Origin of the sequence: Aporhodopirellula rubra (genome assembly GCF_014192335.1) — a bacterium.
In the GTDB taxonomy this organism is placed as follows: Bacteria; Planctomycetota; Planctomycetia; order Pirellulales; family Pirellulaceae; genus Rhodopirellula; species Rhodopirellula rubra.
Window position 1 is genome coordinate 148,015 of sequence record NZ_JACHXU010000004.1, and the last position, 21,688, is coordinate 169,702.

Consider the following 21,688-nt stretch of genomic DNA (forward strand, 5'->3'; position numbering starts at 1 on the left):
GGATTACAAACAACACGAATACTGCCCAAAAAGGGGAATCTTACAGGCAACATGAAAAAATTTTCATTCGCCGATACCGTCACGCGTTTGCTCGAGTATCTCGATTAAGAGTTTCAAACTTTTCTTGGGCACGTTCGCCATCAAAGCAGCGTGAAGGTCCAACAGAGGCCCGTCCACGGCCTTGAGAGTTCGTTTCGCGGCGGGCGTTAATTCGATCAAAAACACGCGACGATCTGATTCAGATTGCGTCTTCACAATCAATTTGGCTTTGAGCAATTGATCGACGACCCGTGTGATCGCCGGAGCGACTTGAATCATCCGGTCGGCAACTTCCAGACAGGGCATTGGTTTCCCCTCGCCTCGCAAAATCCGCAGCACGTTGTACTGCGACATCGTCAAACCATGCTCGCGAAGCAGCCGTGCAATCCGGTTTTCGATCAGATCACTGGTCCGCATGATCGACAATCCAACTTCCTGTTCGATCGAATCAAACGGACCGCGTTTTTTCAGTTCATCACGAAGAGCCATCGCCCACACTCCAAAGAGTCAGTGTTAACCCACGCACTTACTTTACATGTAAACCATTCGGAAGTCAAGACGAACTGCTGCTCGAGGAGACGACACGTCCGCCTGCACAAATGACCACGACAGCGAATCGCAATGGCCCAGCAATCACCGCGGACTGCTTCCGTCGAAATCGGCTTGCCCCCCTAAATCGTTTCACCCACGACTATTTCGAGGTAGCGATCGAGCGACGGAACAGGAAGAGACTGGCCAAGAAACAAACCAGCCCGAGCGACAGGGTGACAACGAATTGCTGCCAAACGTCTCGGATTCCGGCACCTCGAAATATGATCGACTGTGAGAAGCTCACGAAGTGTCGCGACGGAAAGAAATACGTGATCGGTTGCAACCAATCGGGCTGACTCTCGACAGGTGTGATCGCACCGGAAAGCATTTGCAACGGTAGCACCGTCAACAATACCAACAACGCAAACTGAGCCATCGAACCTGATAGGGTTCCCAAAAATATCCCCATCGCAGTTGCAAAGAACAGGTACAAGGCAATTCCACCGAGCAACAGCCATCTCGAACCGGCAACGGGAACGTCGAGTATCGTTTCAACAACCAACGACAGCGATATCATCACGGCGATCAAAATCACCAATCCGTTGGCGCACACTTTCGAGACCGCAATATCGAAAGACGTCAACGGCATGACCAACAAATGCTCAATCGTGCCGTGCTCACGCTCGCGAATCAACGCCGCCCCGGTTAACACGATCGTCAACAACGTGACCTGATCGATAATCGCCGTGATACTGGCAAACCAAGTCGGGTCGCCGTTGGGATTGAAAGCTTTTCGGGTAACTAAATTAACTGTCAAATCGGAACTCTCGTCACTGCCCGTGACGAACCGATTGATTTCGTCATTGACGATATTCTGGATATACGACGCACCAATGTTCGCCTGCATGACCGCGGTGGCGTCGATATTGACCTGAATTTCAGGCCCGCGCAGCGAAATGACATCAGCTTCGAAACCGTGGGGAATGTTCACCACAAACATCAGACGCCCGGCGTTCATACTCGACTCGACTTCGTCGGCTGAAATCGGGACCGGATCATTGAAATAGGGCGGATAGAAGGCGTTGGCGATACTGCGAGACAATGTCGTTCGATCTTCATCGACGATGCCGATGGATGCATGATGAACCTCGGTAGAGATACCAGTCGCTTGGCTGTAGACGCTGAACGTCAATGCAAAGAACAACAACGCGAGCAGCATCTTGTCATGCCGCAGACTGCGAAGCTCCTTGATCGTGAGCCAGAAAATGTTGCGTGCGGATCTCATGATGCATCCAATACGCTGCGCCAGCGTTCGTTGGCGAAGAGCGTGATTGTTCGGGATAATTTCTTCACCGCCTATCTCTCCTGTTTTCGAAGCAAGATTGCACTGAGCAAAACAAAAACCGGCGAAAAAGCAGCCAACGCCCAAAGATCACCGGAGAGATCATGAAGCCCGAGACCTTTTGTGAACGCTCCCACGCTCATTCGCATGAAATACGTCGTCGGCCACAACGAACCAATTAGCTGGGCACTTCCGCCCAGAGTGGAAACGGGCTGCATCATCCCAGAGAACTGAACCGTCGGCATCATCGCAACGATCGCGGTAGCGAACACCGCGGCCACTTGACTGTGCGTAAAACAAGATGTCACCAAACCCAGTCCTGTCGTCGCGGTGACATAAAAGATGGCTCCGATCGTCAATACGGCGAGGCTGCCCTTCAATGGCACACCAAAGACATATACCCCCATCCATGTCAGCAGTGCGTAATTCACCATGGCGATACAAATGTAAGGCAATTGCTTGCCTAACAAGAACTCCAACCGATTGGTCGGAGTGACATAGAAATTGGTAATCGATCCGAGTTCTTTCTCCTTCGCAACGCTGACCGCCATCAAGATCGCAGGAATGAGCACCAGCAACATTGCCGGCACGCTGGGCACCATTGCGTTGATGCTTTCGAACCCTGGGTTGTACTGGAAACGAGACTCAAAATCGGCGTAGTAGAAACTCGGTGTCGATCCGTATGCCCGTCGCGCTAAGTCGGCGAGGTAATTGACATGGACTCCCTCCACATATCCTTTGATCGTCTCAGCTCGAAACGGCATCGCTCCGTCAACCCATGCTGACACCTCCGGAGAGTCGCCTCGTTTGAGTCGTCTACCAAAATCGGGGGGAATTTCAATCACAAGCGAAACGTCACCCGAAACCATCCGACTCTGCAGCTCCGAGTGACTGGTGATCTCAGGTTGTTCGTGAAAATAGCGAGATCCCCGGAAGCTTTGCACGTACGTGCGGCTTTCTGGAGTTTGGTCCTGATCTAAAACTGCAAACCGAGTGTCTTCGACGTCGGTCGTCATCCCAAAACCAAGAACCAACATCAGCAGCACCGATCCGCCCAACGCAAAACCGAGGCGAATCGGATCACGCATCACTTCCAACGTCTCACGATAGGTGTACGCGAGCAATCGCCCGAACGCGAAACGCGGCACTCGTTTCGTCGAACGTGTGGTCTCCGTCCCCACTGCATGTTGGCTTCCGATAACGTCTTCGATCCGTTTCTGGCCCACCTCGCTCGAATGATGTTCTTGCGATTTGGGCTCTTGCTCGGCCCCCTCTCGTCCGCTGTTCACGGGCGGGATCGCGTCCTGGATGTATCCAACGAACGCACGGTCGAGTGATTCTTCACCCCGTGCCTCGATGAGTTGAGTCGGAGTATCACAGGCGAGCACTTTGCCGGCGTGCATCAACGAAATTCGATCGCACCGCATCGCCTCGTTCATGAAGTGAGTCGATATAAAGATGGTCACATTGTCTTTACGCGACAAATCAACCAACAGTCTCCAGAATCCATCCCGTGCGACCGGGTCTACACCGGAGGTCGGTTCGTCCAAAATCAACATTTCCGGTCGATGCAAAATGGCGACGGCGAGAGACAGACGTTGCCGGACTCCCAACGGCAGCGAACTGGCCGACTGATCGAGTTCCTCGATTAAACCGAACCGCGTCGCAAGTTCCTTCACTCGTTTTTGCTTCTCCGAGATAGCAAACAACCTTGCGTGCAGCATCAGGTTCTGTCGGACGGTGAGCTCTTCATAGAGCGAAAACGACTGGGACATGTACCCGACCCGCTGACGCGTTTGCAGACTCCGTGCGTCAACGACTTTGCCAAACAACCTTGCTTCCCCTTCGGACGCCGGCAACAGCCCCGTCAGCATCTTCATCGTCGTGGTTTTGCCGCAACCGTTGGATCCAAGAAATCCAAAGATTTCACCGCGTGAGATCTCAAAACTGACATGATCGACCGCGGTGAAATTTCCGAAACGACGCGTTAGTCCCTTGGCAATAATTGCGGGCGGCCCATCGGAGGTCGCGATCGGTGGAATAACGAGAGGCTCGATCTCGCCACGTTCGCTTTCGGGCAACAGTCGAATGAATGCCTCCTCCAAGGTCGCCGACTGCGTGCCGCGGAGATCCGAGGGCGTCCCCTCGTCAAGGACTTGGCCCGCATTCATCGCGATCAACCAATCGAATCGCTCGGCCTCCTCCATGTAGGCCGTCGACACACAAACACTCATCCCCGGACGTTGCTCGCGAATTTCAGCAATCAAGCTCCAAAACTGCTCGCGTGAAAGCGGGTCGACACCTGTGGTGGGTTCGTCGAGTATTAAGAGGTCCGGGTCATGAATCAACGCGCAACACAAACCGAGTTTCTGTTTCATCCCACCGGACAGTTTGCCGGCGGGTCGGTCGCGAAATGGATCGAGCCCGGTTGCTTTGACGAGCCGGCCAATACGTTGCTCGCGTTCCCGCGCACTCTGCCCAAATAACCTTCCGAAGAAATGCAGATTTTCGGCGACGCTGAGTTCCGCATACAGATTTTTCCCGAGTCCCTGCGGCATGTACGCGATCCGCGGACACACAGCCTGGCGATGCGCCGAATCGCCCATCGAACCATCGAGCACACACACCTCGCCAACTTGAATCTGTTTGGCGCCCGCGATCAAACCGATCAAAGTCGATTTCCCAACTCCATCGGGCCCGATTAAACCAACCATTTTTCCGGCGGGCAATTTCAACGTGACGTCATCTAACGCGGTCATTTTTCCGTAGCGATGAGTGACCGAAGCTGTTTCCGCAACGTTCATCGCTGTCTCGCGTTGCTGACCGTGGCCACAGTTGGATCCGGCGGCTCGCTCGTGGATTTCAGAGGGACATCGATCGTTGGTTCGGGAATCAGATTCTGCAATCGTTTGGGCCAAGGAACGTCATCGTCGAGTCGCACGTAAGCGACGCCTCGTATGCCCGTCTTCACTTGGTCAATGTGCTGCCTAACCAATTTAGGCAAGATCTGAACCTTGACGCGAAACATCAACTTGTCACGCTCCTTCATCGTCTCCACCTGCTTCGGCGTGAACTGCGCCTCCGGTGACACAAAGGCCACTTCAGCCGGGATGACGAATTGCGGCGCAACGTCCAACTGAATACGAGCATCAGCATGAATTGCCAATCGAGACGCTTGCTCAGACGGGAGAAAGATCTCGATGTAAACGTTGCTGAGATCGAGCACCGTTAGCACTTTCCCGCCGGCGGCAACGACCTCACCTTCTTCCACGAGCCGATACAGCACGCGTCCTGTGATCGTTGACCGCAATGTGTAATCGTTGATCTGGGTTTGGATACGTTTGACTTCTGCTTTGGCGGCGTCAATCGCGAGTTCGGCCGTACGACGATGGGCCATTGCACTTTTCAAAGCGGCAATCGCTTCCTCGCGTACATTCTTTCGCGTGTCGTATTCTTCTTGCGACATTGCGTTTCGCTTGAGCAGCTTTTCACTCCGCTCGAGATTATTCGCCGCCAACAGCAGTGAACTCTCGCAACTCGCGATATCCGCCTCCGTTTCGGCGAGTGATTCGACCGCCTCAGCGTGTTGGGCCACCGCTTTTTCGAGCGTTGCTTCCAATTCCGCCGTGTCGACCTGAGCGAGAACTTGCCCCGGCGTCACCATGTCTCCTTCCTCGACCATCATGTCCATGACGCGACCGGCGTACTTCGCCGACACGTCAACTTGAACGGCTTCGATTCGCCCGTTTCCAGAAACGATTTCCGGAGGCAACGCGTTTTCGGCAAGACGAGTTCGTTCGAGACTCCACCAAAACCATGCCCCGGCGGCGATACCGGCGACAACAACGAAAAGAACAATGCGTTTGAACATGGCTGGGCTTCTGAAACAAGATCAACGTCCGGTGTATGACCGGTGCGCAGCGGATTGATGCAAACGCAAGACCACTCGACAAAAGAGCATGATTCGTCGAACGAAAGGATCGTGGACTGGGCGTTTGCGTGCGATACCGCACGATGGCCGCGCAAGTTGCGCAGCCATCATGAGAATTCACGTGATTGCTACTGGGGTTACGTTAATCGGAACGAGTGTTGCGGCTTTAATAGCTGACACTTCTCAATCACACCGCTACCGCATGCACGCATTGGAAGCGTCCCCTTCTTTTCTTGGATTTAAAACCATGTTCGAAGAACTCACGACCTCCTACCTCGGCATGGAACTGCGTTCCCCCATCATCGTTGGAGCCTGCCCACTCACGATCGAACCCGAGCCCGTCCGACAATTCTGCGATGCCGGAGCCGGCGCGATCGTCTTGCCCAGCATTCTGCAAGAGCAAGTGATTCACGCGGCGATGAAGTCCGATGATCCGATCGCAGCAATTCAAGAAAGCGGTTATCAACCGCAGCAAGATCGATACAACGGCGGCGTGGAGAACTACCTGCAAACGATTCGACGGCTAAAAGATTCCTGTCCGATCCCCATCATCGGAAGCCTCAACGGTGCCGTGGTGGGGCCGTGGCTCACGTTTGCGGAAGAGATCCAATCCGCTGGCGCCGATGCACTGGAACTGAATTGGCAACGAGGAATCCACGCCCCCGATGAGTCCGCCGATGACGTCGAAGAGCGACTGTTGCAAATCGCCCGCGATCTGTGCGGACGTTTATCGATTCCGATCGCGATCAAACTCAACCAACAATTCACCAACCTCGCCTCCATTGCTCACAAACTTCAACACGCGGGCGTAGATGGCCTCGTGCTTTTCTCACACCGACCACACTGGGACGTCAATGTCGACCGTTTGCACTGGACCATCCGATGGGAACTATCTCCAACGGACTATCTCGGCACGATACTCGAAGGCATCATCCATGCACGAGCGGGCGGACTGGACCTATCAATCGCGGCGAGCGGTGGAGTCAGATGTGGTGAAGACGCAATCAAGGCGATGATCGCCGGTGCCGATGTCGCGATGGTAACCTCTGAAGTTTATCGAGAGGGCCCCGACGCGATTCAAAACATCCTGCAAGGCATTTCACGCTACCTCTCTGCCAACCATCACGGCACGTTACTCGATTTCCAGCAACTGCGCCCCCCCGTCGAACTGACGCCGGAACGTCTCATGCGTCTGGAGTACGTCGATCCATTGACCAGCACGCGTCACTATTACGATCCCACTCCACACGCGACCACCACCTCCGGCGACGCGTTCGGACACCGGCGATAATCTCATTCAGATAGACCGCTGCAGGCTAGCGACGATCGGCTCGCTTTCTCAGTGTCACGGTTTCCAAACGATACTGATTCACAGCGAAAGCAAATAAAAAACGCCTGCCAGACAAACATCTGACAGGCGTCTCTTCGTGGCGGTTACAAAAACCTCGGTTGTTACTCAATCAAGGTGACTAACTCGCTGTTACCGAGATGCGTTTTGGTTTGACGGCATCGCTCTTAGGAAGATGAACTTCCAAAACGCCATTCTTGTAACTCGCCTGAATCTTGTCTTCATCGATCCCCGCGGGCAACGTCACGGCTCGATACAGCTTGCCGTGTCGCGTCGACTTTCCGTGGGCATCATCCGTTTCTGACTCATGCTCGGCTTGCATCACGAGGCGATTGCCACTGATCTGCACGTCGATTTCATCGGGTTCGAATCCGGGGGCTTCCGCCCGAACGAAAAACTCAGCCGGATCGTCTTTGACGTCGCATCCCCAACCCGCGTTCCAAGCTTCTTCCCAATGACCGCGTAGCATTCCGCCCAGCATGCGATCAAAGTTCGAACGAATTTGTGACAGCTCAGTCATGGGATCGACTTCGACCAAAGCTTCTTTTGTTTTCTTCTCTTTGCCATTTTGTTTAGCAGACATCGCTCAGTCTCCTTGATGCGAATGATCGAAATGGAGGTTACTCGACATCGGTAAATTGCACGCGGCGTGCCATAAGGGCAAACATAGTGGATCCATTTTAAAAATGGTTTCGGCTGATCTCTGCACAGCTACATGTGAGCGGCATCGCGCAAACGCGCGTCCGCATGTGCACAGACTGCCCGCGCACTTTTCACTTACGACGACTCGTCCCCGTGATCTCCTACTGAACCGATGCGAATGTCACCATCGATGACTTGGCACGTCGATTGCCGCTCACCTTAACCGAATGTGCGTTTCCAGTCCCCAATGACGACGCGTCGCCTTTGGTCTGCCAGCGAAGGATGCGAACGAAGAAATGAACCACTTTGAAAACACCTCGATCCTGGTCCCTTTCGACTTTTCCGAGGACGCTCAGAACGCGATCGAAACGGCGATCAGCATTGCCGGAGACAACGACAACATTACCGTCTTGCACGTCGTCGATCCCTCACAACTGTATGGGTTCGACGACAACGGCGGCTACGAACTCGGCGGTGGCCTAGGAACCGCGAGGTACAGCACCGCACAGGTGCGCAGCATCAACGAACAACATCAATACGCGGCTCTCGAAGCGATGCAGGATCTGTTTGGAGACTCGCTGCACCAGGGAATTCAGTTTGCTACGATTGTCGATGATCCCGCCGACGGCATCAGCAAGTATGCTTCGAAGCATGCGATTGAACTGATCGTGATCCCGTCTCACGGACGCACCGGCGTCCGCCCTTTGGTGATGGGATCGGTTGCCGAGAAAGTTGTCCGATTGGCACACTGCCCCGTGCTGGTCCTGCGAGACTGACACATCGTGTCGCCGTTAGGGCAGCCATCGTTCACCACTGTCGTTGTCGATACCGAGTCAAGTATTCTCAGCCCGGCCGGATCGACGGATCGAAATTGCAATCCTCAATCCCATCAGTGTTGCGGTACCACAACCAAACAGTCCGGGAACCGAAACGCCAAAGAGCTTCGGCGAGACCTGATTACTCCATAGCGCCGACGAACCGACAAAGAGTGCCGCGGTCAAAATCCCCATCACGAGTCGATTGACGATCGGTTCGAGCCGACGATGTTGCAGATGGACATCAAAACTGCCCTGTTTGAGACTATGAAGAATTTCGGCGACGTCTTTCGGCACCAACTTCATCAAACGGTCCCAATCGTCCCACCGCGATTTCATTCGGCCATACAATTGTCGCGGTGAAAATCGCCGTCGCATCGCCCCTTCGCCGTACGGCTCGATCAGCTCCGCCAAACTGAAATCCGGATTGAGCTGATGCGCGGTTCCCTCCAACATGCCCAGCACTTTCAACAACATCGCGACTTTCGCAGGAAGATAGACGTGATGTTGGCGAATGATATCTACCACGTCTCGTAGGCAGGCACTCAGGTTGAAATCTCGAATCGTCTGATCGGAATACTCATCAATCATGTCTGCGACATCGGCCACCAAAGCGGGCTCATCGAAATCGCCGGGGACCTGCCCCAGCCGCGAGACAACCTCGGCAATGGCCTTGGCATCGCGTCCAACCGCCGCGACCAATGCGACCTCCAAATCTTCCCGGAGTTCATCGTCAATCCTGCCGATCATCCCACAATCGAGCAGACCGATCGCGGGTTTGACAGCGAGTGCGGATTGCTCCTGAGCCGATACCGAGTCAGGTAGGATCATTATATTGCCGGGATGCGGATCGGCGTGATAGAAACCATCCCGAAAGATCATGTCGAGAAAAACGGTCGCTCCACGATGGGCAACCTCATTGAGGTCCAAACCGAGAGTTTGCAACGCCGCCTTGTCCGAAACACTCACGCCTCCAAAACGCTCCATCGTCAATACGCGACGCGAACTGTATTCGGCATAAGGCTTCGCGAACCGAACATCGTTCGCTTCCGCGAAGTTCTTTCGAAACTGATTCATGTTTCTCAGTTCACGATGAAAGTCCAATTCGCGCATCAGCGTCCTTTGAAACTCTTTCATCGTTTGAACAGGTCGATATTGGCGGAGCAGCGAGGACTGCTCCTCGGCAATCTCGGCCAGTTTGACCAGGATCTCAAGATCGTTGACGATCCGTCGCTCAATGCCCGCGTGCTGCACCTTCACGACAACCTCCTCGCCGCCAGCGAGAGTTGCTCGATGCACCTGCCCGATCGACGCTGACGCCATTGCCTCGTGATCAAACTTCCGAAACAGGTCGTCAATACCGGCTCCGAGTTCTGTTTCTATCATGGCAACAACGACGTCCGGCGGATCGCTCGGAGCATTCGCCCGCAGCTTTGCGAACTCATTGGCGAGATCCGGTCCCACCAAGTCCGGCCGAGTACTCAAGACTTGACCGAGCTTGATGAACGTCGTGCCCAATTCGGTCATCACAACGCGGATCCGCTCGCCCGTCGACATGGATTCCACTTCAGGAGCACCACGAATTCGCCCGATCCAATACGCGGGATTGCCTGACATCCAATCGGCGAGTCCGTGCTTGGCCATAATCGTGACCACCTCACGGAAGCGATCCGCATTACGTATCAACTGCGGGACTTCGATCCATTCCATATTTACCAACCCAACCTGCCCCTCCGCGTCGAGCCGAACTGTTACATCGCGGCATTCAGCGTCGCTTGCAACATTGCCACATGAGCCATCACCGTGTGGTGATGTTTTTTAATGCGTTCATGTGCTTGGAACAAACGTTGATGAGCCTCAGCCTCTCTGGCGTGATCGACAATGGATTGTTCATTCATCTCCGTATGGTTTCGACAATCCGCCGCAACACTGTGTTCATGTTGCAACGTGTTCGCTTCGTGTGAATCGAGTTGGTTGCAATGGGCATCGAGCGATGCTTCATGTTCTCGCAATTTCGATTCGATTCGTTTTAGTTCGACCAGCGCGGCACGATGGCCGTCTTTCCAGTTGTCAATGTCGTCTCGCCACATGGACACATCGCTCTCCCATTGCCGGTGATCGTGATGCATTGCAGCCGCGGAATTGGATTCGTTTTTCGTGACGGTGTCAGACATGATTGGTTTTCCCTATGTAAGAGGAGAAGTCAGCGACGTGGTTTGCAATACGCGTCGGGTCACTCGAAATGCATTCGCTGTACCAAACGACTCTCTCGCCACGAATCCCCTCACGACACCGTGCTACCAAGATGTTTCCTCAGCAAACCATCTCACAATCTCCATCATGGGAGCGTATAGGATTGTTACCCTCGCTTCTCGCGGTCACTCACATGTGCTGAATTGCCCACATGTGCGCACACTGTCACGCGAATCCCCCCTCACTTGCCACCGAACTCGATCAACGCGATCTTTTGTGGTTATTGAGATCGCTCTTTTTTTCAAACACGTCCACCCACGCAAAACGAGAACCAGGTATGTCTCACCCCAAGATTCTGGCCTTTGCCGGCAGCACTCGCACCGGATCACTCAACCAATTGTTGATCAACGCCGCCGTCGACTGTGCCCACAAAGCCGGAGCGGAAGTGACGGTCGTAAATCTGGCCGATTATCCACTCCCGTTATTCGACCAAGATCTCGAATCGGCGTCCGGGCTGCCGGAGAATGCCAAACGGCTAAAAGAGCTCTTTTTCGCCAACGCGGGATTGTTATTGGCGTGTCCCGAATACAACAGTTCGATCACTCCCCTGCTAAAGAACACGATCGACTGGGTCTCACGATCGTCGAGTTCCGATGAACCGCCCCTGACAGCGTATCGAGGAAAAACGGCAGCCTTGTTGAGCGCATCGCCGGGAGGTTTCGGCGGCCTTCGCGGACTGCGTCACGTCCGCGAAATCCTGTCTAACATCGGCGTGCTTGTGACACCGAGCCAATTTTCGCTGTCGCAGGCCAATGCGGCGTTTTGCGAACACGGACATCTTCGCGCGGAGAAACAACAGTCCATGCTCGCAAATTGTGTCGGGCAACTCGTTCAAACAACCGCTGCTCTTGGGAACGCAAACGCGTCCTGATCATGTCTTCAGGATGTGTGCATCTTCAGCAACGACACCTCTGAAATGTGATAGCGACCGTCCTTTGGCCGCTTTCTTCGTTCGCCGAAACCCAACGGTGGCCATCACCTATTTGCCGACCGCGTATTTCGCAGGATTCCGGTTAGACATTTGCTTCTGTTCTTCCCTCGGGAACAGATACATTTTTCCATCCTGCTGAACTGCAAACTGCGTATCGCCCTTCACTCACTTCATCAGTTCAACCACGCAAACGGGACAACAGCCTTGAATCCCGACGGCATTCACTGTTGTCGGTCCCGATTGAAAGGGTGAAAGAAGTGTTTGTGGAAGGATGACAGTGAACGTCGACGCTTCTTACAAAAAACGTTTCCTTCATTCTCCGCGATCAATGTGTTCACTTTGACAAGTGTTCTGGCTGATCGCTTCGATGCCCTAGCCAGTGAACAAACTCGCCAAAAAAGAATCTCGGCAACTGTGATCTGACTCACAGATCAATCACGGTCGGCCGGGAAGAATGCTCGAACATCAAGTAGCCAATTCGGCTGCGACACTCCGAGTTCCCAAAAAAGGATCAAAGATGAAGCCAGCTTTGAAGTATCTGTCGATTTCCCTTTCCGCCGTCCTGGTATGCCTCTGCGGCACCGCCAGTGCTCAAACGGTCATCAGCGGAAACGCGCATCCCACTGCTGTGACGAATCCCCCCGCCCAACTCACTCTGACTCAGACCACGTCGATCCCAGTCGGTTCGGGATGCATTTCAGGCAACTGTGGCGGTCGAACGACCTACGCGCAGCCGGTTAACAGCTACCCCGTCAATAGTTACCCCGTCGCGTCCTCGGTTCCTCAATCAACCGGCGTTCACTACACCATGTCGGCGCCGATTTCGTATGCACCGACGAGTTACACTTCGGCACCACAGTGGCAACCCGTCCAATCGTGTGCCAACGGATCATGCTCACGCAGCTACACCCGTTCGCAGTGCCGCAGTTGTCGCCGCCGCTAACGCCTGGCTACCTTGAGCCCGATCCACCCGCCGGCTGATTTGGCATAGCGACGTCCCCGGTGGTTCCCGAACCATCGGGGACGCTTGCTGGGACGTCCGTTGCCGCCGGCTCACTTTGCGATGACGTGTCTGCTCCACACCATGCTCGACGAGCCAGCGAAAAAGCAGCGGCATTCGCCAACTCTGTGTTTTGTCGCAGGAGCGCGAATGACACAAACGATCCTTCAAGAAGATATTGAGTCCTGCCGACACAAACGCATTAACAAGAAAGAAAAACATCACGTGAGAGCACCCCCGGGCGATTCTCTACGCGATCATCTGGGATGCACTCAGCATCAGGGACGTACTCGGCTGACACGCGTCCAAGCAACGTTGCTCAGCAGCACGTCCAGCGAACCGGAGGACGCGGAAGATTTCAGCGAACAGTTGACGTCGGTCCTGGCCACGAACCAGATTCAGCACACAGTTGGATAGCACGCAATCCACGCTATCGTTGGGCACCAACGGGCAATCGCGACGCAGTCGTTCTTCCGCATGTTGCAGCGTCGAATAGTTGACCGGATCACTCACCAGCGTTTCCGATAACTCGACCTCCAGCGCATCAAGATCCAGTGCCAAATCTTGAATCACCCCGCAACGAAACTCCACGATGGCATAGCCGAGTTGCTCGGCCACCGCGGGAGCATGCTTGCGAGCGAGATCGAGCATTCCTGATTGCAATCGATCCCGCTCACTTGTCCGTCGCGGCCCACGACCTGCGCGGCGAGGTAACACAGCTTGCCTCCCCCACTGCCTAAATCCAAGACTGAATCGCCGAGACGAACAGACGGCGTCGGATCCCCGCAGCCGTAATCCTTCTGAATGATCCCATCAGGAATTACCTTGAGAAACACATTCGAATACTGGACCGGACAACACAGAGCGCGCTCGAACTCGCCGGCGGGTTGGGCATCTCGATCGTCGACGGCAGCTTCAGCAATCGTGGAGACGATGTCCTACGAAGGAGGAATGGTCAATGAACTCATAGACCGGCACGATCAGAGGGCGTTTCGTTGATGCCCGCGGATTCCCAATCATGCAAACGCATCCGTTTAACGAAAACTTCCATAAAAAAACCACAGAAAACGCACAGGAGCCCTCAGGCCAGATCCCGGACCGTATTCAGTTTGAATGCCGGATTCCCAATCGTCCGACTCAAAACCCCGTGGTAGAAACGCGTCTCCCCATCGCAAAAACCTTAAAAGGCGAATCACGCAAAGACGGATAACCAACCGTTAAGAACCTCCCTTGGGCGTCTTAGGTAGGACAAGCTTCCTTTGTGCGCAGCACCGCGGCTAGACAATGGAATCATCCAATCATGCCGCCGGGTCATTTTCTAAAGTCTTTCTCGGACGTTGACCTTCAATCCATCCGTCCTCTGTGTTGGCCTTCGCCCCACGAGTTGCGCCAAAAACAGACAGACCGCCGATTGAACGCTCGCGTCACGAAGAGCACCGTTGCTCATTTCGATTCGACTTACAATCTGAGAAAGAAGATGTCTAAACAGAAAGTAGATCGCGGTTTCACTTTGGTGGAACTGCTCGTGGTGATCGCCATCATTGGAGTCCTAGTTGGCCTCCTCTTACCAGCGGTTCAAGCCGCTCGAGAAGCAGCCCGACGAATGAGCTGCAGCAATAATTTCAAGCAGATTGGCCTTGGAATCCATAATTATCACTCCACCTACAACCAACTCCCCGTGCAAGGTGGCGGCGCCAACGGCAACGGCTTCGGCGATGGCGGCGGCAACATCACGTCCGGCGGCGGACGTAGTTCTCGACGACTCAGTTTCCTGGTTGGCTTGATGCCCTTCGTTGAGCAGCAAGCACTCTGGGAAAAGATCTCTAATCCCAACATGGAGAATACGACCGGGACCACGATGACGGGGCCTTGGAGCGCGATGGGGCCGAACCCTTGGACGCAAGACGGCTATGTTCCTTGGGCTAGCGAAATTCCGACGTTACGTTGCCCAAGTGATCCTGGAAAAGGGTTGCCTGCACAAGGACGAACCAACTATGCATCGTGCCTCGGCGATAGCCACTACGTCTATCATTACACGGATCCACATCCATGGGGACGAAACATCAACTATCCAGGAAATGTCTCCGTTGCCACTGCAGGACTTCGCTCACGCGGCAGCCATCGGGGCATGTTTCGCCCACGCGCAACCATGAAGTTTCGCGACACGCTCGATGGCTTGTCGAACACCATCATGGCCGGTGAGATCGCAACCGACCTAGGTGACCGAGATGCCAGAACAGATCTTCGGACACTCGGCGGCTCATCGACCCAGGCTCCATCCGCCGGGCAAATGTTCCTTGAGCCAGGTTTGTGTGATGACCTCGTTGATCCGGCACGACCGCAATTCTGGCAAACCAGCAGCGATGTAAAACTGTTGGCCACAGGTGACAAACGTGGTTTTCGATGGGCTGACTGGGGGCCTGTGTTCTCCGGCTTTTACACCGTTCACTCGCCAAACAGTCCTTCTTGCACGGGCTCAACGTTTGCGGCAACCTACTCCGGCCCAATGTCGGCGAGTAGCCGACACCAAGGTGGTGTGCACGTTCTAATGGGCGATGGTGCCGTGAAGTTCATTACCGATACGATCGACGCTGGTAACCCAGACGCTCCAATTCCTTACTTCTACAGCGACTCCAATCAGAACCTCGTCGGAGACGCGAGTCCCTATGGAGTATGGGGAGCCTTGGGAACACGAGCATCCCGTGAAATCATCTCGACAGAACTGTAAGACGCACATTGTCTTGTCCACAAATAGGCTTTGTATCCCCCAACTGCCCGGATAAATAATCATGCGTGCGGCGATCCTTCGCTCACGCATTCCACACCATCAACACGACCATTAAACGCATGAAAATCCTTCAACTGATAATGCTGTCCACGTTCTGCTGTCTTCCACTGACGTTCACGGGTTGTGGAGGTGGCGGAGAGCCACAAATGATCCCACCAGAGCGATCGGCCGATGAGATTCAAGCGTCGGCGGATGAAAAAGAAAAAGTAGGACAGGGTATCATTCCTGATTGACCCTGTTTAAGAATGCAGTCAGTTATCTGATTCTCAACTCAGCCATCTGACAAACCTCACTCGGGAGCAGCTTGACTGCTCCCGTTTTTTTTAGCGTCGCCCCCACCTGCCCACAACGTCACGCCACTGATTGCGTTCCAGTACACAGTCGTGCGAGCGTGAGTTCAGAGGGGGATAGCTTATCGACCGCATCGAGCTTTCGATCCCGAACGCCGTCAATGACGTGTGAGGAGAAACCCACCCACACCAGATCCCAGCATGATCTACCCGCCTACATTAAATCGCTGCAAGCCTGCCAACATCTTTTTGCTCAGTGGAGTCAACCTCGTTCGGTTGAATTGATCACCAAGTTTCCGCATCGCTTCGGCCTGAGTGGGGTAGGGATGAATCGCGCTACCGATCTTGGACAAACCAAGACCGTGCGTTATCGCCACCGTCATTTCAGAAATCATGTCACCCGCGTTTTCGGCAACGATGGTGGCACCAACAATCGTATCGGTTCCCTTCTTGGTGTGCACTTTGACGAAACCTTCGTCTTGTCCTTCCAATATCGCGCGGTCCACTTCGTCGAATGGTTGAACGTAAGTGTCGATTTCGATCCCCGCGTCTTTCGCGTCCTTTGCGTACATACCAACGTGAGCAATCTCGGGCGTGGTGTACGTCGCCCAAGGAATGACAAGATCGCTCATTTTCTTTTTGCCAAACGGCCCGACCGCGTACAGCGCGTTCTGAATCACGATCCGTGCCATGAAGTCCGCAACGTGTGTGAACTGATACTGCGAGCAGATATCTCCCGCCGCGTAGATCTTCGGATTCGTGGTCTGTAAATGGTCGTTGACCTTGACTCCCTTTTTATCGTAGTCGACTCCAACGCCTTCCAAATTCAAATTCTCGACGTTGGGCGCCCGGCCTACCGCAACTAAGAGTTGGTCGACCGACTCGTCATAGGCCTTGCCGTGTGAGTCGACCGTCAATCGGATACCGCCATCGTTCTTGATCTGCAAATTGCGACCGCAACACAGCAGCTTCACTCCCGCCCGTTCCATCGCGTTCTGAACGATGTCGGCGGCCGACCGATCCTCCTTCGTCAGAATCCCGTGTTCGGATTCCACGAGAAAGACCTCTGATCCTAGTTGTACGAACGACTGTGCCATTTCACAACCGATGGGCCCCGCACCGATGATCCCTAGTCGTTTCGGAAGCTCGGTGAGCGAGAACAGCGATTCGTTGGTGAGATACTTGACGTCATCGAGTCCGTCGATCGGCGGTGCCGAGGCTCGTGCTCCCGTCGCGATCACGGCTCGCTTGAATTTCAACTTCGAGCCGGCGACATCGATGGTTTCCGAGTCAACAAAGCTTGCTTGCCCGAAGTAAACATCAACGCCCAGTTCACGAAACCTTTTCGCGGCGTCATTGCGACTGATTTTCGCTCGCAACCGTCGCATCCGGGACATCACGCCCGCGAAGTCGACCTCGACACCGTCCGAAACATGGATTGAAAAATCACTCGCGTTCTTGATCGCCCCGGCGACTCGCGCCGAACTAATCACGCCTTTCGAGGGCACACATCCGACGTTCAAGCAATCTCCGCCCATCAGATCACGTTCGATCAACGCAACACGTGCCCCCAACCCTGCCGCACCGGCGGCAGCAACGAGCCCCGCGGTGCCGGCACCGATCACAACGAGATGATAGGGATCGCTAGACGTCGGGTTGGTCCACGTTGTCGGATGCACGTTCGCTTCGAGTTCGCGATTGTGCTCGTCATGCGGTTGAAGTTGGATTAGGTTCGACATCGTTTTGCAGAGTTCGTGATTACAAATGGTGAATTGGATGCACACTCAGGATCACCAAGACGGTGTTCAATTCCTGAGGATGTTCTTGGCTGCGTTATCGTGGCTGCTGATTATTCAATCCGTTGAGCCGCCAGTCGTACGGCAACCAATCGAGTGTTGGCGATTGCTCCGCCTCCATCGCCTCTCTCAATTCAGAGGAGTACTTCGCCGCGAAATTCGTCACGCTCCCCTCCGCCTGTTTAAAATCGCCACGGTACCAATCATACAATCGTGTGAGTCGCAGACGCGATTCGTCGCTCTCAAATTCAAACCACGTCGCGTGTCGATGAACGTACTCCGTTTGTTGCTGTAACTGTTCGGCGATGCGTTCCCCCTGATAGGCCGTGTTTCTCAGCGGCGGGCAACCGACCGCCGCACACACCAACGCGAAATGGATTCGCGGCTCAGCGAAATTGGGACGAATCTGTTCATGTTCGATTTGATTCAAACTCCACGTCTGCCCGCCAACCTTCCACCGCACCGCATCCCAACGCTGCGACTCCGCAATATCGCGAATGGACTCGACCGGCAGATTCTCGATGACGAGTTTAAGCGTGGACGCATTGTAGGCATTGATCAGCAACGCCAACTTTTCGTTGCGCCCGAGATCGGCAAACGGAGCTCTCGCGATTTGCTCGAGATACTCATTCAATTTCGCCTCGTCCTTTTGCACCCCCTCGTAATCAACCCAGCCGTCGTCGTTGACATACGTTTGCAACAGTGTGTTGAGTTGCGAATGATCGACGGTGGGACCGGACGTAACCGCCGAATATTTCTCAGTCATCTCGACGCGAGGAGGACCGAACCATCCACTAAGCGACTTCTCGATCGTTTCGGCGTGAACCCGAACATAAGTCGCCACCGCCAGCATCACGATCGCAATTGATACGAAAAGGACTGTCCGAGTCTGACCAGACAAATTGCTCGCGTTGTTCCCGTTTGGGCGTGGCTCGGACGTTTCCAAAGATGCTTCGCCGGACGACTCGTCGCGTGTGGCGTCATTGGCGAACGACTCGGTCCCCGTCTCGTCGCTCACCTGCTCTTTGAGTTTGCTGTTCGCCATCCGAGTCACATAGACCGTCACGACAACGGTCGCTAATAAACCGACTGCCAACATTGCCCATTCGGCCGTCGAGCGTTCGCGATCGGCACCGATTGCCGCACCAGTCACGTGGCCGAGATAAACGTAGAGAAACGTGCCGGGCAACATCGCGACCCAACTCGTCAGCACATACGGGCCGAACGCGACCGGCGTGAGCCCGTACAGGTAGTTCTGCAGATTAAATGGAATCGCAGGTGATAGTCGCAGCAAACCGACGATCTTCCAACCGCCCTCGCCAATCGCGCGGTCGATTGCACCGAAATGGCGGTTCCCCGCAGCGAGTTTAGCGACACGATCTCGTGCCGCGTACCGTGCGATTAGAAACGCCAGTGAAGCACCGATCGTCGATCCAATAGACACAATCACGGTGCCGACACCCAAACCGAAAATTGCGCCCGCCACGAGAGTTAAGATCGTCCCTGGTACGAACAGCACCGTCGCAACGATGTACATCAAAGTCAAAACCACCGGGCCCCAAAAACCAAGCCCCGCGATCCACGTTTTCATCGCAGACATGGCTTGATCAAACGGCAATGAGCGAAAGATCATCAAGATCGAACCGAGGATCAGTATCACCGAAATCCAACGGATGATGGAATGGATCCGAGCGGAACTCGCAGGCCCGCTGGCGTCCGTCGTTTCAGATCTGCGCTCAAACGTCGATCCGATCGACGATGCTTTGTCGTTTTCCATTTCGATAGCCATTGAGTACAAGACGAACAATTACAAGGCGGGTGTTATCAGACAAATCGTAACGGACACGACCGTAACGAAGCACCGTGTATTCTCAACCAAAAAATCGAGGGTTACCGAGTTCACTGGTTAGACGCCGTTGAACCGGAATCCTTACATCACCGCGTTCGAATTCCCTCGTGAGCGCCCTCGAAGAGCCTCGAAAGGATAACGCCGCCGCGTCGAAAACCACCAACAGCCTATGATCCTCGCAGTTCCTCACAGCACATCCAATGCCATCGTGCGAGATCCGCTCGAGACATGTTGTAAAACCGGCTGAATCTTCGATGTGACGCAAAAGTCGTCGTGGCGGACTGAGATGATGAATCACCATTTGGGGGCAGCATCCAGGGAACCTCACCGCTTGATGCCCGCCGCCCTGCCCTCGAACGGAGTCCCATTCATGAATTCGTCTCCCAATCGTCCCCTCCTCCTGGGAATCCTCGGAGTGATCGCGATACTTGGACTCGCGTCCGACCTCGTTGCTGGAAATAACATCCACGTGGGTCGAGATGTTCCGTTGAACGAACAAAGTTCGATGGGCCAAATCGAGCACGGCGATTGGGATCGCTTACTCAAAAGATTCGTCGACATTGACGGCAACGTCGCCTACACCTCATGGCAGCAATCAAAGGGGGACATGCAAACGCTCGATCGCTACCTCGCACACCTCTCCCACGCCTCTCCCACGCCAACGCTCACCTGAACGCCCACGACGAAGCGCGGCTCGCGTTCTGGATCAACGCCTATAATGCCGTCACCGTTCGCGGCATCCTCCACGAATCCCCCGCGGCCAGCATTCGCAATCACACGGCGAAAGTGTTCGGGTACAACATTTGGAAAGATCTGCTATTGAATGTTGGCAGTACCGACTATTCGCTCAACCAAATCGAACACGACGTGCTTCGCAAAACGGGCGAACCACGGAATCATTTCGCGATCGTTTGTGCCTCACGAAGTTGCCCTCGGTTGCTCAACAACGCGTACACTGCCGATCAGCTCGAAACACAGTTGACGCTTAACACCAACGCGTTCTTCGCATCGGGCAACCATTTCCGCTACGATCCCACGCAGCGAACGTTTCAGCTTTCATCAATTCTCGAGTGGTTTGGTGAGGACTTCGGTCCCGATCAATCGGCGCGACTTCGAACCATCGCACCGTACCTTCCGTCGCGGGAAGCCTACGACGCGGCGACGACCGCCCCCGCATCCGTCGCAGTTACTTATCTCGCCTACGACTGGAGACTCAACGATCAATCGCCCCATCAATGACCAATCGGCTTAACGAACACTCGAGCAAACAACGATTGTTCAAATCTCGATTTGGTCGTCGTAATCATCCCTGCGCTGAATGAAGAACGTTCGCTGCCGATAGTGCCCGAGGTTTTGCCGCGAGTCGGGCATCTCATCGTTGCTTGGCGTGCGGACGATATTTCTTCTTGGCGTACTCGTCGCGGTGACAACGGCATTGCTACTCCGGCCGATGAAACCGACTACGAATTCAGTTGGCGACCCGAGTCGTGGCGTGGTCACTTTTCTTCAACATTGGGAAATGAATGATTTCCTGTTCGCACTCATCAACGAAAACCTCAAACCAAACGATGATCGTTCACCGAACGAGAGCGCATGGTTCACGATCGTCCCCGATCCAATCCGCGTCGGAATCGTGCGGTCATTCGCGTCGCGACTGAGTCTATCGCTACATCGAACTCCTTTCATCCTGACTCAAATCGTGACAGGCGAGATTTTCTCGGTCGTTGCCTTGGTGATCGTTTGGCAAGGCACGCTCCATGCCCGTTCCTCAGACGACTCGTTTTCTCAGACATCGATGCGACGAATCGGCGAAGCCGTGTTCCTAACCCTCGCTTGGTTCTGGCAACTTTGTCCGACGCAAAACCCATGGTATTGGACGTGGGCGTTGCCATTCTTTCCATTGCTCGCAGCCGAGTTTGGCTGTTCATGAGTGGACTCGTGTTTCTTTACTATTTGCGATTTTGGTTTGGTTACCCTTTCCCTACTACTCAAGTCACCGGTTCCATGTATCGGGGAACCGCATTCTTCGATTTCGTGATCACATGGCTCGAATTCGCGTCTTGGTTCGCTTGTCTGGCGGCAGTCTCTTTCCGTCGACGCTAGCACGGCCTATGCAACACAGACCTGATACCG

The 21,688-nt window shown here is 54.4% G+C and carries 20 protein-coding genes; 9 read left to right on the forward strand and 11 right to left on the reverse strand.

The features are described from left to right. Positions 1–63 precede the first annotated feature (63 nt). The 4 genes from FHS27_RS07140 to FHS27_RS07155 form a co-directional block, all read right to left on the reverse strand. Complete coding sequence (locus FHS27_RS07140; RefSeq protein ID WP_184303565.1) at positions 64–528, reverse strand: MarR family winged helix-turn-helix transcriptional regulator; 465 nt, start codon at positions 526–528, stop codon at positions 64–66. Between the two features lie 202 nt (positions 529–730). Next, positions 731–1,855, reverse strand: a complete 1,125-nt coding sequence (locus FHS27_RS07145; RefSeq protein ID WP_184303567.1) for an ABC transporter permease — start codon at positions 1,853–1,855, stop codon at positions 731–733. A gap of 71 nt (positions 1,856–1,926) precedes the next feature. Beyond that, positions 1,927–4,716, reverse strand: a complete 2,790-nt coding sequence (rbbA, locus tag FHS27_RS07150; protein ID WP_184303569.1) for a ribosome-associated ATPase/putative transporter RbbA — start codon at positions 4,714–4,716, stop codon at positions 1,927–1,929. Next, positions 4,713–5,783: an HlyD family secretion protein gene (locus FHS27_RS07155; protein ID WP_184303571.1), complete on the reverse strand. Its 1,071-nt coding sequence runs from the start codon at positions 5,781–5,783 to the stop codon at positions 4,713–4,715. Before FHS27_RS07155 ends, rbbA begins: the two co-directional genes overlap by 4 nt. 307 nt (positions 5,784–6,090) lie before the next feature. Between FHS27_RS07155 and FHS27_RS07160 the strand changes: the two genes are divergently transcribed. Then, positions 6,091–7,134 carry a dihydroorotate dehydrogenase-like protein gene (locus FHS27_RS07160; protein WP_246419234.1) on the forward strand — a complete coding sequence of 348 codons (1,044 nt, stop codon included), beginning with the start codon at positions 6,091–6,093 and terminating at the stop codon, positions 7,132–7,134. 178 nt (positions 7,135–7,312) lie between these two features. On the opposite strand, the gene FHS27_RS07165 is transcribed toward FHS27_RS07160, so the two are convergent. Then, on the reverse strand, positions 7,313–7,774 hold the full coding sequence (locus FHS27_RS07165) for an Hsp20/alpha crystallin family protein (RefSeq protein ID WP_184303575.1): 462 nt from the start codon (positions 7,772–7,774) through the stop codon (positions 7,313–7,315). A 355-nt stretch (positions 7,775–8,129) separates the two neighbouring features. Between FHS27_RS07165 and FHS27_RS07170 the strand changes: the two genes are divergently transcribed. Beyond that, on the forward strand, positions 8,130–8,609 hold the full coding sequence (locus FHS27_RS07170) for a universal stress protein (RefSeq protein WP_184303577.1): 480 nt from the start codon (positions 8,130–8,132) through the stop codon (positions 8,607–8,609). Positions 8,610–8,666: 57 nt separating this feature from the next. Here the strand turns inward: FHS27_RS07170 and FHS27_RS07175 are convergent, their stop codons facing one another. Continuing rightward, positions 8,667–10,358, reverse strand: coding sequence for an ABC1 kinase family protein (locus FHS27_RS07175; RefSeq protein ID WP_184303579.1), 1,692 nt, complete (start codon positions 10,356–10,358; stop codon positions 8,667–8,669). A gap of 41 nt (positions 10,359–10,399) precedes the next feature. Further along, a complete protein-coding gene (locus FHS27_RS07180) occupies positions 10,400–10,822 on the reverse strand; it encodes a hypothetical protein (RefSeq protein ID WP_184303582.1) in 423 nt (140 codons plus the stop codon). 356 nt (positions 10,823–11,178) lie between these two features. Here FHS27_RS07180 and FHS27_RS07185 point away from each other — a divergent pair, with 356 nt between their 5' ends. Next, a complete protein-coding gene (locus tag FHS27_RS07185) occupies positions 11,179–11,772 on the forward strand; it encodes an NADPH-dependent FMN reductase (protein ID WP_184303584.1) in 594 nt (197 codons plus the stop codon). Between the two features lie 577 nt (positions 11,773–12,349). Then, positions 12,350–12,775 carry a hypothetical protein gene (locus FHS27_RS07190; protein ID WP_184303586.1) on the forward strand — a complete coding sequence of 142 codons (426 nt, stop codon included), beginning with the start codon at positions 12,350–12,352 and terminating at the stop codon, positions 12,773–12,775. Between the two features lie 306 nt (positions 12,776–13,081). On the opposite strand, the gene FHS27_RS07195 is transcribed toward FHS27_RS07190, so the two are convergent. Further along, positions 13,082–13,483 (reverse strand): methyltransferase domain-containing protein, encoded by a 402-nt coding sequence (locus tag FHS27_RS07195; RefSeq protein ID WP_246419271.1) that lies wholly within the window; start codon positions 13,481–13,483, stop codon positions 13,082–13,084. Next, complete coding sequence (locus FHS27_RS31615; RefSeq protein WP_390852872.1) at positions 13,402–13,668, reverse strand: methyltransferase domain-containing protein; 267 nt, start codon at positions 13,666–13,668, stop codon at positions 13,402–13,404. Before FHS27_RS31615 ends, FHS27_RS07195 begins: the two co-directional genes overlap by 82 nt. A 641-nt stretch (positions 13,669–14,309) precedes the next feature. Here FHS27_RS31615 and FHS27_RS07200 point away from each other — a divergent pair. Both FHS27_RS07200 and FHS27_RS07205 read left to right on the forward strand, forming a co-directional pair. Continuing rightward, positions 14,310–15,560, forward strand: coding sequence for a DUF1559 domain-containing protein (locus FHS27_RS07200; protein ID WP_184303588.1), 1,251 nt, complete (start codon positions 14,310–14,312; stop codon positions 15,558–15,560). Between the two features lie 119 nt (positions 15,561–15,679). Then, on the forward strand, positions 15,680–15,853 hold the full coding sequence (locus tag FHS27_RS07205) for a hypothetical protein (RefSeq protein ID WP_184303590.1): 174 nt from the start codon (positions 15,680–15,682) through the stop codon (positions 15,851–15,853). Positions 15,854–16,116: 263 nt separating this feature from the next. On the opposite strand, the gene FHS27_RS07210 is transcribed toward FHS27_RS07205, so the two are convergent. Together FHS27_RS07210 and FHS27_RS07215 are read right to left on the reverse strand one after the other, a co-directional pair. Then, a complete protein-coding gene (locus FHS27_RS07210; protein ID WP_184303592.1) occupies positions 16,117–17,649 on the reverse strand; it encodes a mercuric reductase in 1,533 nt (510 codons plus the stop codon). A gap of 94 nt (positions 17,650–17,743) precedes the next feature. Next, a complete protein-coding gene (locus FHS27_RS07215; protein ID WP_184303594.1) occupies positions 17,744–19,483 on the reverse strand; it encodes a VTT domain-containing protein in 1,740 nt (579 codons plus the stop codon). A 442-nt stretch (positions 19,484–19,925) separates the two neighbouring features. Here FHS27_RS07215 and FHS27_RS07220 point away from each other — a divergent pair, with 442 nt between their 5' ends. From FHS27_RS07220 to FHS27_RS07230, 3 genes are all read left to right on the forward strand, one after another. Continuing rightward, the gene (locus tag FHS27_RS07220; RefSeq protein ID WP_184303596.1) at positions 19,926–20,228 is read left to right on the forward strand and encodes a hypothetical protein; all 303 of its coding nucleotides are present in this window, start codon (positions 19,926–19,928) and stop codon (positions 20,226–20,228) included. Further along, positions 20,141–20,794 carry a DUF547 domain-containing protein gene (locus FHS27_RS07225; protein WP_184303598.1) on the forward strand — a complete coding sequence of 218 codons (654 nt, stop codon included), beginning with the start codon at positions 20,141–20,143 and terminating at the stop codon, positions 20,792–20,794. The genes FHS27_RS07220 and FHS27_RS07225 overlap by 88 nt, the downstream gene beginning before the upstream one ends. Positions 20,795–21,074: 280 nt before the next feature. Next, positions 21,075–21,485: a hypothetical protein gene (locus tag FHS27_RS07230; RefSeq protein WP_221224934.1), complete on the forward strand. Its 411-nt coding sequence runs from the start codon at positions 21,075–21,077 to the stop codon at positions 21,483–21,485. Positions 21,486–21,688: the final 203 nt, after the last annotated feature.